This window comes from Bordetella parapertussis (assembly GCF_020735925.1).
Classification (GTDB): Bacteria; Pseudomonadota; Gammaproteobacteria; order Burkholderiales; family Burkholderiaceae_B; genus Bordetella; species Bordetella pertussis.
Genome location: NZ_CP085971.1, coordinates 716224 through 729504, shown reverse-complemented (window position 1 = coordinate 729504; position 13281 = coordinate 716224). Strand labels below are relative to the sequence as shown.

The following is a 13281-nucleotide window of genomic DNA, read 5'->3' as shown; positions in this document are numbered from 1 at the left end:
CCGCGGGCCTCGATGGCCCGCGGCATACAGCAACTACGTAAGGCTCAGGCCTGGGCCAGCATGGTGGCGGCGTCGCTGACTTCGAACTTGCCAGGCGCCTCGATGTTGAGCTGCTTGACCACGCCGTCGTCGATCAGCGCCGAATAGCGCTGCGAACGCACGCCCATGCCACGCTGCACCAGGTCCAGCTCCAGGCCCAGCGCGGTGGTCCACAGGGCCGAGCCGTCGGCCAGCATGCGCACCTTGCCGCCGGCCTGCTGCTCGCGGCCCCACGCGCCCATCACGAACGCGTCGTTGACCGCCACGCACCAGATTTCGTCGATCCCCTTGGCGCGCAGCGCCGCGGCCTGCTCGACATAGCCGGGCAGGTGCTTGGCCGAGCAGGTCGGCGTGAACGCGCCCGGCACGGCGAACAGGGCGATCTTCTTGCCCTTGACGAGATCGGCAACCTGGAAGGCATTGGGCCCCAGCGTGCAGCCGGCGGTTTCGGTTTCGATGAATTCGGTCAACGTGCCGTCGGGCACGCGATCGCCGACTTTGATGGTCATGAGGCTCTCCGGTTTCTCGGGTGAGGTGCGCCCGAACGGGCGCGGCAAGGCTCAATCATAGTTCCTGCGCGGTTTTCGCGCCGCGCGCCGTGGCGCGGAAAAAACCCCGCACAGTCTGAAACGACTCAAAACCGCCAGCGGCCCGGCCACGGCGCGGCTTTGGCCATAATGCAGGATTGCGCGGCACACGCGTGCCACGCCCACGCCGCCCGGCGCGGCGCCATGTGGAGGCCTCTTCATGACCAGACATTTCCTGGCCGCCCTGCTGCTGGCGGCCGCAAGCGGCGCGGCCTGCGCCCAGGCCGGCGCCGACCCGGCCGGCCAGGCCATCTTCGACCAGATCGTGCTCACCTCGGGCGCGGCCAACGGCGCGGCGCGGACCTGCGGCGCCTCGGCCCCGGACCTGGCCCAGCATGCCGAAACCTGGCGGCTGAACCTGCGGCGCTACGCCGATGAGTACCACTACGCCTTCGACAGTTTCGACGAGCGCTATGCGCGCGGCCAGCAGGAAGGCACCGAAATGATGGCGGACATGCGCGCCTCGGGGGTGGACGGCTGCACGGGCGCGCTGGCCAGTTTCCAGCGCGAGCGCACCATGACCTACGACGAAATGAAACAGGCGATCGCCGAGGCGACCGACGGGCTGCCCGAAGACCAGCCCGCCGACTGAACGCCGGCGCTACGCCGCCAGGCCGTGCTGGCCGAACCAGTCCAGCATGCGCTGCCAGGCCTGTTCAGCCTCGGCCTTGCGGTAGCTGGGCCGGTAGTCGGCGTGAAACGCGTGCGGCGCCTCCGGATAGACGTCGATGCGCGAGTCGCGCGCGGCCCGCGGCCCCTTGGCCAGCGCCAATCGCATCCGGTCCACGTCCGACAGCGGGATGCCGGCGTCCTTGCCGCCGTAGGCGCCCAGCACGGGCGCCTTGAGATCGCCGATCGACTCCAGCACCGAGCGCGGCTTGAGCTCGCTGGCCTGCCCGCCCAGCTGACCGTACCAGGCGGCGCCGGCCTTCAGTCCGGGATTGTGCGCCGCGTACAGCCACACGATGCGGCCGCCCCAGCAAAAACCCAGTATGCCCAGGCGGGACGAATTGCCGCCATTGGCGGCCGCCCAGGCCGCCGCCGCGTCCAGGTCGGCCAGCACCTGGCGATCGCCGGCCTTGTCCACCACCTCGGCGCGCAGGCGACCGATGTCGGTATAGCCGGTCGGGTCGCCGTAGCGGGCGAACAGCTCGGGCGCGACCGCCTGGTAGCCCAGCCGGGCCAGGCGGCGGCATACGTCCTGGATGTACTCGTGCACCCCGAATATCTCGGACACCACCAGCAGGGTCGGCAGGTCCTTCTTGCCGGCCGGCGCGGCGCGATAGGCCGGCATCTTGCCGTCGGGGGTGGGAATGTCGACCTTGCCGGCGGTCAGCCCGGCCGCGTCGGTATGGATGGCGCTCTGCGCGGCGGCCGCGCCGGCCGCCAGCGAAAAGCCGGCCGCCAGGCTGGTGACGACGAAGCCGCGCCGCGTCAGCGTCAAGGGCGGCAACAGGCTGTCGAAATGCGGATCTGCATCGGTCATGGGGAACCTCCGGTGCGTCACTTCAGGGAAAAGTCCACGCGCGTCGGCTTGCCGTCATCCTTGATGCCGTCGGCGTCGAGCTGGGGCGCTACGACGAAAATACGGTCGGCCGGCCCTTCGGCCTGCAGCTTTTCATAGACGGCCTGCGCGCGCGCGTCGGCCAGCTTGCGCAGGTCGTCGGCGCCCAGGGGCGCGGCGCCGCGCAGCAGCGCCTCCATCTGCTCGGCCGGGATCGACTTGGCCATGCCGATGAAATTGCGCGGCTTGCCTTCGATCTTAGTATCGTCGTAGACCTCTTCCAAGTATTTGGCCCGTTCGGCCGGCGCGACCTCGACGCCGTCGGGCGCCGGCTTCTTGCCGCGGCCGGCGGTATCGCGGGCCTTGGCCAGGCGGATCTGGCGCTCGACCCAGGCCTGGCGCAGGCCTTCCTCGTCGCTGGCGGGATCGGCGCGGCCAGCCACGTCCAGCTTCAGCCCCGGGCGGTCGTTCAGCGCCTTGGCCAGCGTCTCGATGCGGCTTTCGGCCTCGGGCGTGAGCGCCGCGCTGCCCGGATCGAACTCGATGTACGAGAGCTCCTCGCCGCCGCCGAAGGCCGAGGCAAGCAGCGTGAAGGGCGAGGTCACGGCCTTGACCACCAGATTGACCAGCACGCGCACGATGATGCCGCCCACCGAGAACTGCGGATCGTCCAGCGAGCCGGAGATCGGCAGGTTGATGTCGATGTTGCCGCGGCTGTCCTTGAGCAGCGCCACCGCCAGCAGCACCGGCAGCTTGACCGCGTCCGGGCTGTCGGTCTTGTCGCCGAAGGTCAGCTGGTTGAGCACGACGCGGTTGCTCGCCTGCAGCGCGCGGTCCTTGATCTGGTACTGCACGTCCAGCGACAGCTTGCCGCGCTTGATCGGATAGCCCACGTACTTGGCCGAATACGTGGTGAAGCGCGGCAGGTCCACCCCCTTGGCCGAGGCCTTGAGGTCCAGCGACAGGAACTGCGCGAAGGGCTGCACCGTACCGCTGATGGAGAACGGCGCGGAGGTATAGACGCGGCCCGCCACGTTGACCTTGGCCGGCTTGGGCTGGCGCGAGGACACCGCCGAGACCGAGCCCTCGATGCGCGACAGCTCGGCCGTGTAGTTGGGCTTGACGAAGCGGTCGGTGAACGTCATCTTGCCGCCCTTGAGCGTCACGCTGCCGATCGCGATGTCGGGCATCGGGCCCGGCTTGGCGGGCGCCGCGGCGCGGGCGCGGGTCTGGGTGTCCTGGGTGATGGAGCCGCCGGCCTGGCCGGGCTCGGCCACCAGGTCCATGACGTTGAGCCGGCCCTCGGCGTTGAGCAGCACGCGCCCGTAGAAATCGTCCAGCGTGATGTCGCCCAGGTTGGCGGCAAAGGCGTCGCCATTGACCGACACCTGCATGCCGGCCAGGCCCAGCCGCTTCCATTGCATGAAGTCGTCGCGATTGACGCGGTCGGCGAGGTCCAGGTCGTTGACGTCGAGCGCGCCGCGCCAGGCCGCCTTCATGGGCGTGGCGCCGGCGGCCGCGGCGAATTCGGCGTCGCCGCGCGCGCTGAGGTTGATGGCCCGCACCGTGGCGTTCAGGCTGGAGGCGATATACGGCGCGAACGGCGCCAGATCCAGGCGCGCGAGGTCCACGCTGGACTTGAGCGCCAGCGGCTGCGCGGTCAGGCTGCCCTGCATGGCAAGCGCGCCCTCGCCCTGCACGCCGTCGGCCTTCAGGGTGAAGGGCGGCGGCTGGGCGTCGGGCGCCAGCCGGTCGAAACGGGCCTCGAACTGTTTCACGCTGACCGGCACCGCGGGCTTGACCGACTCGTCGCGCAGGCTCAGGTCCGACAGCCGCAGCGCCGCGCCTTCGGCGACGACCTGCGTGGCGCCGTCGCGCTGCGCCACCCGCACGCGCGCCTGCGCCCCCAGGCGGCCGTCCTCGACCAGGATGGGCGCGCTGGCCCGCACCGCCGGCGCCAGGCGCGCCAGGGCCAGCCTGTCGAGCTCCACCTTGACGTCGAGGTTCAGCGGCTCCAGCGTCAAGGGCCCCTTGGCGCGCAGCCAGCTGCCGTCGATGGTGCTGTCCATGGTCAGCCACAGGCCGATCGGCCGGTCCGGCGGCTGCGGCAGCTCCAGCCCCTCGACCGTGGCGCCCACGCCGTTCATCACGTAGTCCAGCTTGGTGACCGCATCGCGCAAGTGCAGCTCGGCATCCCTGACATTGATCGCATCCACGACCACGTGCCACGCGTCGGGCGCAGCCGCCGCGGCGCTGGCTTGCGGCGCGGCGGCCGCCTGGGCGGCGGCCGGCGTTGCCGACGCGGACGCCTGCGCGGGTGCGGGTGCGGGCGTCGGTGCGGGAGCAGCCGCCGGCTTGGCCGACGCATCGCCGGCGCCCAGTTTCTGCAGCTTCTGCGCGATGTCCAGCCAGTTCAGGCGCTGGTCGGCGTAGCGCCGCGTCTGGATCTGGGGCGACCACAGTTCGACCTCGCCGACGTACAGGCTGCGCTGCATGGGCTCGAAGGCGATACGGCGCACGGCCAGCGCGCTCCATTGCGCCAGCACATCGCCGGACGACTCGCGCACATCCAGCTGGCGCAGGCCCAGTTCGCCCACCACCTTGATGCGCGGCGCCGCGTCCTTGGGCTGCTCGAACAGGACCTGCAGGTCGGAGTCCAGCAGCGCGCGCTCCAGCTTGACCGGCAACGGCAGGGGCCAGGCGTCGGCCCATTTCTCGAGCTCCAGCCCGGCGAACGACACGTCCAGCGTCGAGCTGGGCACTGTATCGAACGACCGCGCCACGCCGGTCAGGTCGAACGGACTGCCATTGATGCGCATGTGCACGCGCGGCTGCACGTCGATGTCGGTGGCATAGCCGAAGGTCGAGATGAACGGCACGCCCAGGGCGATCTCGTCGATGCGCTGCTGGCGCCCGGACACTTTGTCGTCCAGCGTGATCTCGCCGCCTTCGAGCACCATGTTGTTCAGCGAGAAGCGCGGCGGGCCCGCTTCGGGCTCGGGCTCGGGCGGCGACTGCGCCGCCATGTCGGCGACTTTTTGCTGGATGTCGGAGAAATTGAAGCGGGTGACGTCTTCGCGCACCAGCGCGATCCTGGGCTGGCGCACCACCAGCGAGTCGACCACCGGCGCGAACCAGAACAGCGACATCCAGGACGCGCTGACGTCCAGTTCGGCCACCTGCAGCAGCGGCGCGGCGCCCTCGGGCTGCGCCAGCGCCAGGTCGTGGGCGCGCAGGGTGAGCGTGAATGGATTGAAGCGGATCTTGCCCACGCTGACGTCGCGGCCCAGCATGGCGGAGACGTCCTGCGTCAGCGCGCCGCGCACGATGCGCGGCACCTGCCACGCCGCCAGGCCGGCCAGCAGCAGCACGACCAGCACGGTCGCCAGGAGGACTTTCACGGTACGGCGGGTGAGTCTCACTCCGGGCATTCGCACAGGCATTGGGCAACTCCCGACACGGATTGGGGGGATTATCGCGCCGCTATCGCGGCTCGTCTATGATAGGCATGCTTGGCCCCGAGGCATACCCCAAGGGCCGGGTACTTTCAATATTTGACGATCCACAGCGGCCGCGCCATGTCTACTACCCCCACCCTGAGCCACCTGGACGAATCGGGCCAGATCCGTATGGTCGATGTCGGCCACAAGACCGACACCGACCGGGTCGCCATCGCGCGCGGCAGCGTGCGCATGAACGCGACCGCCTACGGGCTGCTGACCCAGCCCGGCCAGGGCAAGGGCGAGGTGCTCAACACCGCGCGCGTGGCGGCCGTGCTGGCGGCCAAGCGCTGCGCCGAACTGATCCCGCTGTGCCACAGCCTGCCGCTGGCCTTCGTGGGCATCGACTTCGAGCTCGACGAAGCCGCGTACAGCGTGCATATCCGCGCCACCTGCCGCACCCAGTACAAGACCGGCGTGGAAATGGAGGCCATGACGGCCTGCAGCGTCGCGGCGCTGACCATCTACGACATGTGCAAGGCCGCCGACAAGGGCATCGTCATCGAACAGATACGCCTGCAATACAAGGCTGGAGGAAAAAGCGGTGAGTGGCGCAACGATTAAGGTTCTGTATTTCGCGCGCGTGGCCGAACTCGTCGGCAAGCGCACCGAAGACTGGCCGCTGGCCGAAACCGTGACCGGCGCGCAGCTGCTGGCCGCGCTAGCGGCACGCTATCCGCAGCTGGAGCCGGCCGAGCGCCTGAAGCTGGCCGTCAACCAGACGCATGTCAAGGTGGGCGCGGCGGTGCGCCCGGGCGACGAGGTCGCGATCTTCGAACCGGTGACCGGGGGTTGAACATCATGGTTATCGTCCAGGAAGCCGATTTCGACGGCGCCGCCCTGCTGGCGGCGCTGCGCGAACGCGTCGGCGGACAGGCCGGCGCAATCGTCACGTTCGTGGGCTACGTGCGCGACTTCGCGCCCGAGCAGGCCACCGAGACGCTGTATCTCGACCACTATCCCGGCATGTGCGAACGCGAGCTGGAAACCATCGCGGCCACCGCGCGCGAGCGCTGGGATCTGGCCGGCACGGTCATCGCCCACCGGGTGGGCGCCCTGCCGCGCGGCGCGCAGATCGTGTTCGTGGCGGCCGCCAGCGCGCATCGCGGCGACGCCTTTCGCGGCTGCGAGTACATCATCGACGCCTTGAAGACGCGGGCGCCCTTCTGGAAACGCGAAACCCTGGCTGCCGGCGACAGCTTCTGGGTGGAGCAGCGCCAATCCGACGCCGACCGCACCCAGTCCTGGGAAGACCCGGACACGCCCACCAAGGAGCATCCATGAACGACGCCAAGCAGGTTTCGCTGGCCTGCGCCATCCTCACCGTCAGCGACTCGCGCAGCGCCGGCGACGACACCTCGGGCAACATGCTGGCCGAGAGCCTGGCGCACGCCGGGCACATGTGCGTGCGGCGCGACCTGGTCAAGAAGGATCTCTACCAGATCCGCCGCGTCATCAGCGAATGGATCGCCGACCCCGCGGTCCAGGTCATCCTGGTATCCGGCGGCACCGGCTTCACGCCGCGCGACTGCACCGCCCAGGCCATCGAACCCTTGTTCGACAAGACCATCGAGGGTTTCGGCGAGCTGTTCCGCCAGCTCTCGTACGAGGAGATCGGCAGTTCGGCCGTGCAGTCCAGCGCGCTGGCCGGCACCGCCAACGATACCGTCATCTTCTGCATGCCGGGCTCCAACCACGCCTGCAAGCTGGGCTGGAACCGCATCATCCGCGAACAGCTCGACGACGCCCACAAACCCTGCAATTTCGCCATGCACTACCGCGCCAAGCCGGACGCGGACTGACCCATCATGCTTGAATTCGACCAAGCCCAGCAATTGCTGGCGCAGGCCGGCGCACCCGTGGCCGGCACCGAACACGTGGCGCTCGAACAGGCCGACGGCCGCGTGCTGGCGACCGACCTGGCCGCCACCGTGGACCTGCCCCCGGCCGACAACAGCGCCATGGACGGCTACGCCATACGCCTGGCCGATTACCAGGCCGGCGCGCGCATGCCGGTCCAGCAGCGCGCCTACGCGGGCGACATGCCGCAAGCGCTGATCCCCGGCCAGGCCACGCGCCTGTTCACCGGCAGCCTCATCCCCGCCGGCGCGGACACCGTCGTCATGCAGGAAGACGCGCGCGAAGCCGACGGCCAGGTGGAAATCACCCAGGCGCCCACGCTCGGCCAATGGATACGCAAGCGCGGCGACGGCACCACCGCCGGCCGGCCGCTGCTGGACGCCGGCACCCTGCTGCATGCTGGCCACGTCGGCCTGCTGGGAACCCAGGGCCTGGCCAGCGTACCGGTGCGCGCCAGGCTGCGCATCGGCGTGCTGACCACGGGCGACGAACTGGTCGCGCCCGGACAGCCGCGCGCCGCGCAGCAGATCTACAACTCCAACGGCCCGATGCTGGCGGCGCTGGTGCGCGGCATGGGCGCGCAGGTCTCGCACGTGCTGCATGCGCGCGACGACGAAGACGCGCTGCGCGCGGCGCTGCGCACGCTGCTGGCCGACAGCGACCTGGTGCTCAGTTCGGGCGGAGTCTCGGTCGGCGAGCGCGACCTGGTCAAGCCGGTGCTGGAAGCGCTGGGCGGCGAACTGGGGCTGTGGAAAGTGCGCATGAAACCGGGCAAGCCGGTCGCGCTGGCGCACATCGACGGCAAGCCGGTCGTGTGCCTGCCGGGCAACCCGGTCTCCAGCTATGCGGTGTTCGCGCTACTGGTATCGCCGCTGGTGCGGCGCATGCAAGGCCGCGCCGAACTCTATCCGGCCGTCAGCCGCCTGCCGCTGCGCACCGAACGGCCGCGCCAGGACAGCCGCGAGGAATTCCTGCGCGTGCAATGGCGCGCCACCGAAGACGGCGCCGGCGAACTGCAGCCCTTCGGCAACCAGGACTCGGCCATCATCACCTCCGTGCCCTGGTCCACCGGCCTGGCCCGCCTGCCCGCCGGCGTCCCCGTCAACGACGGCGAACGCGTCGGATACTACGACCTGAGACACTGGCTAACCTGACCCCCGGGTGCCTGTCCCCGCATGGGGACTGGCACCTGCAAACCTGATGCCTGTCCCGCAAGCCCTTCGGAGCCAGTCCCCGCAGGGACAGGCTCCGAGGCACGCCGCAGGTGCCTGTCCCCACGGGGACAGGCACCGCGCTCACCCCCCGATGTAGCTCATCTCGATGCGGTCGGCCGCGCCGCCGCCCTGGCCGCGCCGTTCGGAGTAGTTGTCGTCGCGCTGGCCCCAGATGCCGGTCAGGATGCGCGCCAGGCTGTCGTCGTCGGCGCCTTCGCGCAGCGGCGCGCGCAGGTCGTGGCCATGCGAGGCGAACAGGCACAGGAACAGCCTGCCCTCGGGCGACAGGCGCGCCCGCGTACAGCCCGAACAGAAGGCGTGCGTGACGCTGGAGATGACGCCGATTTCGCCGCCGCCATCGTCGTAGCGCCAGCGTTCGGCCACCCGGCCCATGACCGGCGTGTCCAGCGGCACCAGCGGATGGTGCTCGGCGATGCGCGCCAGGACCTCGTCGCTGGGCACCACTTCGGACAGGTTCCACCCGTTGGTGCTGCCCACGTCCATGTACTCGATGAAGCGCAGGATATGCCCGCTGCCGCGAAAGCGCCGCGCCATGGACAGGATCTCGCCGTCGTTCAGGCCACGCCGCACCACCATGTTGACCTTGACCGGCGCCAGCCCCGCCTCGGCGGCGGCGTCGATGCCGCGCAGCACGTCGTCGGGGCTGAAATTGCTGTCGCTCATGCGTGCGAACAGCGCCGCATCCAGCGCGTCCAGGCTGACGGTGACGCGCGACAGGCCGGCCTGCTTCAGCGCCGCCGCCTTGCGCGCCAGCAGGCTGCCGTTGGTGGTCAGCGTGAGGTCCAGCGGGCGGCCAGCGGGCGTGCGCAGTTCGGCGAGCATGCCGACCAGGGTTTCGATGTTCTTGCGCAGCAGCGGCTCGCCGCCGGTCAGGCGGATCTTCTCGACGCCCAGGCGGGCGAACTGCGCGGCCAGCCGGGCGATTTCCTCGAACGACAGCAGCGCCGAGTGCGGCATGAACGCATAGCTGCTGTCGAACACTTCGCGCGGCATGCAGTACGTGCAGCGGAAGTTGCAGCGGTCGGTGACGGAAATGCGCAGGTCGCGCAGCGGCCGGGCGCGCACGTCCCGCGCGGGCTCGCCGGCCGGCGGCAGATCCGCGCTCGGCGCCGCCAGGTCGGCCTGGCGGCGATCGGTCAGAAAAATGACTTTGCTCATAGATAGTCGATCATAGCGCGGCGCGCGGCCGGAAATCGCGGGCGAATGCCTGCTCCAGGGTCTGGATGGCGCCGGTATCGCTGGCATCGTAGCCGGGCAGCTGGCCGACGAACCCGCGGTATTCGGGGCTGCGCATGCCTTCGAGCAGCGCGCGCATGGCCGCGCTCTCCAGCGCCGTCTTGCGGATGGCGAAGAAATAGCGTTCGCGCACCAGCGGGATGAAGTCCAGTCCGAAGCGCCGCGCCGCGGTTTCGACCCCGATGCCGGTGTCGGCCATGCCGCTGGCGATATGGGCGGCGACCGCCATGTGCGTGAATTCATTGTTCTGGTAACCCTGCACCGCCGCCGGCGCGACCCCGGCGCGCTGCAGCATGAGGTTGACCAGGTAGTACGTGCTGGAGCCGGCCTGGCGGTTGACGAAGCGCACGTCCGCGCGCGCCAGGTCCGCCACCCCGCCTATGCCCTTGGGATTGCCCGCCACCACGAACAGCCCGGTATTGCGCATGGCCAGGTGGATCAGCAGGTGTTCGTTGGGGTCCAGCCACTGGGCATACAGGCGCAGGATGGGCGCCTCGAATTCGCCCTGGGGCACCTGGAAGCCGGCCAGGTCGCAATCGTTGCCGCGCAGCGAGGCCAGCGCCTCGGCGGCCGTGCGGTAGTGCAACTCCACGCCAGGCAGGCGCGTGTCCAGGTGCTGCATCAGCGCCTCGACCGCGAAGCCGTGGCTGGCGTGCAGGCGCAGGTGCGGCCCGCTTTCGGGCAGCAGGCGCTCCAGTTCTTCCTGCAGCTCGGAGGCCAGGCTCTCCAGCGTGGGCATCAGCCGCGCATCGATGCGCCGGTTGGCCCACAGCAGGCGCTGGGCGAACGGCGACAGCGCCGTGCCCAGGCGCCGGCGCGTGACCAGCAGCGGCGTGCCGAACAGCGCCTCGAAACGGCGCAGCACGCCCCAGGCGTGGCGGTATGACAACCCGCAGGTCTTGCAGGCGCCGGCGATGTTGCCGCTGTCGTCGATGGCGGCCAGCAGCGCCAGCATGTCCTGCAGGGGCTGGCCGGCGGCGCCCTCGCCCCCCTCCAGCACCCATTGCGGCCGCAGGCCGATGCGGAACTTATATGTCATTTATTTCTTATTGAACCCAACAAGATAGGCGACTAGAGTAGCGGAAAAGGCCTTTGTGCGCGAATTTAATATGTACTGAATAACATATATTCGCCCAGTGAACGACCCGGGCGCGCGCCTGCCGCCGCCCCGCATCCGGAGACAATGCCATGCCTGCCCATCCGGCGAAGACCGACCTCGCCTCCAGCGCCGGCGCCCGCGGCGGCGCCCTGGCGATGGAGAACGCCGAACATTCGGCCAGCCCCGCCATCGCCACGACCGCGCGCCTGCTGGCCGCCATGAAGGACCAGCCCGGCGCCTTGCTGCCCGTGCTGCACGCGGTGCAGGACGAGCTGGGTTTCATTCCGCCCGAAGCGGTCCAGACCATCGCCGAGACGCTCAGCCTGTCGCGCGCCGAAGTACACGGTGTCATCACCTTCTATCCGCATTTCCGCAGCGAGCCGGCGGGCCGCCATGTGCTGGAAATCTGCCGGGCCGAGTCCTGTCAGGCCATGGGCGGCGACGCGCTGGCCGCGCATGCGCGCCAGCGGCTGGGCTGCGAGTTCCACGCCACCGCCGCCGACGGCAGCTGTACGCTGGAGCCGGTGTACTGCCTGGGCCTGTGCGCCCAGTCGCCGGCCGTGATGATCGACGGCCAGCCGCACGCCCGCGTCACCCCCGCCAAGCTGGACCGCCTGCTGGCCCGCGCCATCGAGGCCACGCCATGAACGCGCCGCTGACCACCCCCATCACCGTCTACGTGCCGCGCGATGCCGCGGCGCTGGCCATGGACGCCGACGCCGTGGCGCAGGCCATCGCGCAACAGGCCGCGGCCCTGGACCTGCCGGTGCGCATCGTGCGCAACGGCTCGCGCGGCATGCTGTGGCTGGAGCCGCTGGTCGAAGTGGCCACGCCGGCCGGCCGCGTCGCCTACGGCCCGGTGCAGCCCGAAGACGTGGCCGCGCTGTTCGAGGCCGGCTGGCTGGACGGCGGCGCGCATCCGCTGCGGCTGGGCCTGACCGACGAGATCCCGTACCTCAAGCACCAGGAACGCCTGACGTTCGCCCGCGTCGGCGTGATCGACCCGCTGTCGCTGCAGGACTATGCCGCGCACGGCGGACTGGCCGGGCTGAACCGGGCGCTGGCCATGAGCGCCGAGCAGATCGTCGACGAAGTCAGCGCCTCGGGCCTGCGCGGGCGCGGCGGCGCGGCGTTTCCGACCGGCATCAAGTGGAAGACCGTGCTGACCACGCCGGCGCCGCGCAAGTACATCGTCTGCAACGCCGACGAGGGCGACTCGGGCACCTTCGCCGACCGCCTGCTGATGGAAGGCGATCCCTACTCGCTGATCGAAGGCATGACCATCGCCGGCCTGGCGGTGGGCGCCACGTACGGCTATATCTACGTACGCTCGGAGTATCCGCACGCCATCGCCACGCTGCGGCAGGCCATCGCGCGCGCCCGCGAGGTCGGCTGGCTGGGCGACGATATCCACGGCAACGGGCAGCGCTTCGACCTGGAAGTCCGCGAGGGCGCCGGCGCCTATATCTGCGGCGAGGAGACCTCGCTGCTGGAAAGCCTGGAAGGCAAGCGCGGCGTGGTGCGCGCCAAGCCGCCGCTGCCGGCCATCGCCGGCCTGTTCGGCCTGCCCACGGTCATCAACAACGTGATTTCGCTGGCCACGGTGCCCACCATCATGGCGCGCGGCGCGGCCCATTACCGCGACTTCGGCGTGGGCCGCTCGCACGGCACGCTGCCGTTCCAGCTGGCCGGCAATCTCAAGCACGGCGGCCTGGTCGAGAAGGCCTTCGGCCTGACGCTGCGCGACCTGCTCTATGGCTTCGGCGGCGGCAGCGCCAGCGGCCGGCCGCTGCGCGCGGTGCAGGTGGGCGGCCCGCTGGGCGCCTACCTGCCCGAATCGCAATGGGATGTGCCGCTGGACTACGAGGCCTATGTGCAGATCTCGGCCATGGCGGCCTGGTGGCCTTCGACGACACGGTCGACATGGCGCGCATGGCCCGCTACGCGATGGAGTTCTGCGCCATCGGATCGTGCGGCAAATGCACGCCCTGCCGCATCGGCTCGACCCGCGGCGTGGAAACCATCGACAAGATCGTCGCCGGCGGGCCGCAACGCGAACAGCGCGTGCATCTGCTGCGCGACCTGTGCGACACCATGCTGGCCGGCTCGCTGTGCGCGCTGGGCGGCATGGCCCCCTATCCGGTGCTGTCGGCCCTGAACCACTTCCCCGAAGACTTCGGGCTCGCCCCGCAACCCGCCGCGCAGCCGGCCTGAACGCCTA

12 protein-coding genes and 1 pseudogene are annotated in these 13281 nt (G+C 70.0%); 8 read left to right on the top strand and 5 right to left on the bottom strand.

The window, feature by feature from the left end:
- Nucleotides 1-44: 44 nt before the first annotated feature.
- Nucleotides 45-548, bottom strand: coding sequence for a peroxiredoxin (locus tag LK409_RS03450; RefSeq protein ID WP_003809348.1), 504 nt, complete (start codon nt 546-548; stop codon nt 45-47).
- A gap of 238 nt (nt 549-786) precedes the next feature.
- On the opposite strand from LK409_RS03450, the gene LK409_RS03445 reads away from it, so the two are divergent.
- Nucleotides 787-1218, top strand: a complete 432-nt coding sequence (locus LK409_RS03445; protein ID WP_010927863.1) for a hypothetical protein — start codon at nt 787-789, stop codon at nt 1216-1218.
- A gap of 9 nt (nt 1219-1227) precedes the next feature.
- Here the strand turns inward: LK409_RS03445 and LK409_RS03440 are convergent, their stop codons facing one another.
- Nucleotides 1228-2112, bottom strand: coding sequence for a dienelactone hydrolase family protein (locus LK409_RS03440; RefSeq protein ID WP_033446869.1), 885 nt, complete (start codon nt 2110-2112; stop codon nt 1228-1230).
- Nucleotides 2113-2129: 17 nt separating this feature from the next.
- Nucleotides 2130-5573, bottom strand: a complete 3444-nt coding sequence (locus tag LK409_RS03435; protein ID WP_010927862.1) for a DUF748 domain-containing protein — start codon at nt 5571-5573, stop codon at nt 2130-2132.
- A gap of 135 nt (nt 5574-5708) precedes the next feature.
- On the opposite strand from LK409_RS03435, the gene moaC reads away from it, so the two are divergent.
- The 5 genes from moaC to LK409_RS03410 are packed head-to-tail and all read left to right on the top strand — an operon-like array spanning nt 5709 to nt 8644.
- Nucleotides 5709-6194 (top strand): cyclic pyranopterin monophosphate synthase MoaC, encoded by a 486-nt coding sequence (gene moaC / locus LK409_RS03430; RefSeq protein WP_003809338.1) that lies wholly within the window; start codon nt 5709-5711, stop codon nt 6192-6194.
- On the top strand, nt 6175-6426 hold the full coding sequence (locus tag LK409_RS03425; RefSeq protein WP_010927861.1) for a MoaD/ThiS family protein: 252 nt from the start codon (nt 6175-6177) through the stop codon (nt 6424-6426). Before moaC ends, LK409_RS03425 begins: the two co-directional genes overlap by 20 nt.
- Nucleotides 6423-6914 carry a molybdenum cofactor biosynthesis protein MoaE gene (locus LK409_RS03420; protein WP_010927860.1) on the top strand — a complete coding sequence of 164 codons (492 nt, stop codon included), beginning with the start codon at nt 6423-6425 and terminating at the stop codon, nt 6912-6914. The genes LK409_RS03425 and LK409_RS03420 overlap by 4 nt, the downstream gene beginning before the upstream one ends.
- Nucleotides 6911-7432: a molybdenum cofactor biosynthesis protein B gene (moaB, locus tag LK409_RS03415; RefSeq protein WP_003809327.1), complete on the top strand. Its 522-nt coding sequence runs from the start codon at nt 6911-6913 to the stop codon at nt 7430-7432. The genes LK409_RS03420 and moaB overlap by 4 nt, the downstream gene beginning before the upstream one ends.
- Before the next feature lie 6 nt (nt 7433-7438).
- Nucleotides 7439-8644, top strand: coding sequence for a molybdopterin molybdotransferase MoeA (locus tag LK409_RS03410; RefSeq protein WP_003819734.1), 1206 nt, complete (start codon nt 7439-7441; stop codon nt 8642-8644).
- Between the two features lie 141 nt (nt 8645-8785).
- Here LK409_RS03410 and moaA read toward each other — a convergent pair whose 3' ends face one another.
- Both moaA and LK409_RS03400 read right to left on the bottom strand, forming a co-directional pair.
- Nucleotides 8786-9883, bottom strand: a complete 1098-nt coding sequence (gene moaA / locus LK409_RS03405; RefSeq protein ID WP_010927859.1) for a GTP 3',8-cyclase MoaA — start codon at nt 9881-9883, stop codon at nt 8786-8788.
- 10 nt (nt 9884-9893) lie between these two features.
- Nucleotides 9894-11000, bottom strand: a complete 1107-nt coding sequence (locus tag LK409_RS03400) for a substrate-binding domain-containing protein (protein WP_041937128.1) — start codon at nt 10998-11000, stop codon at nt 9894-9896.
- Nucleotides 11001-11149: 149 nt separating this feature from the next.
- Here LK409_RS03400 and LK409_RS03395 point away from each other — a divergent pair, with 149 nt between their 5' ends.
- Together LK409_RS03395 and LK409_RS03390 are read left to right on the top strand one after the other, a co-directional pair.
- Complete coding sequence (locus LK409_RS03395) at nt 11150-11707, top strand: formate dehydrogenase subunit gamma (RefSeq protein ID WP_041937127.1); 558 nt, start codon at nt 11150-11152, stop codon at nt 11705-11707.
- Nucleotides 11704-13274, top strand: a pseudogene (locus tag LK409_RS03390) (formate dehydrogenase beta subunit). The gene LK409_RS03395 and the pseudogene LK409_RS03390 overlap by 4 nt, the downstream one beginning before the upstream one ends.
- Nucleotides 13275-13281: the final 7 nt, after the last annotated feature.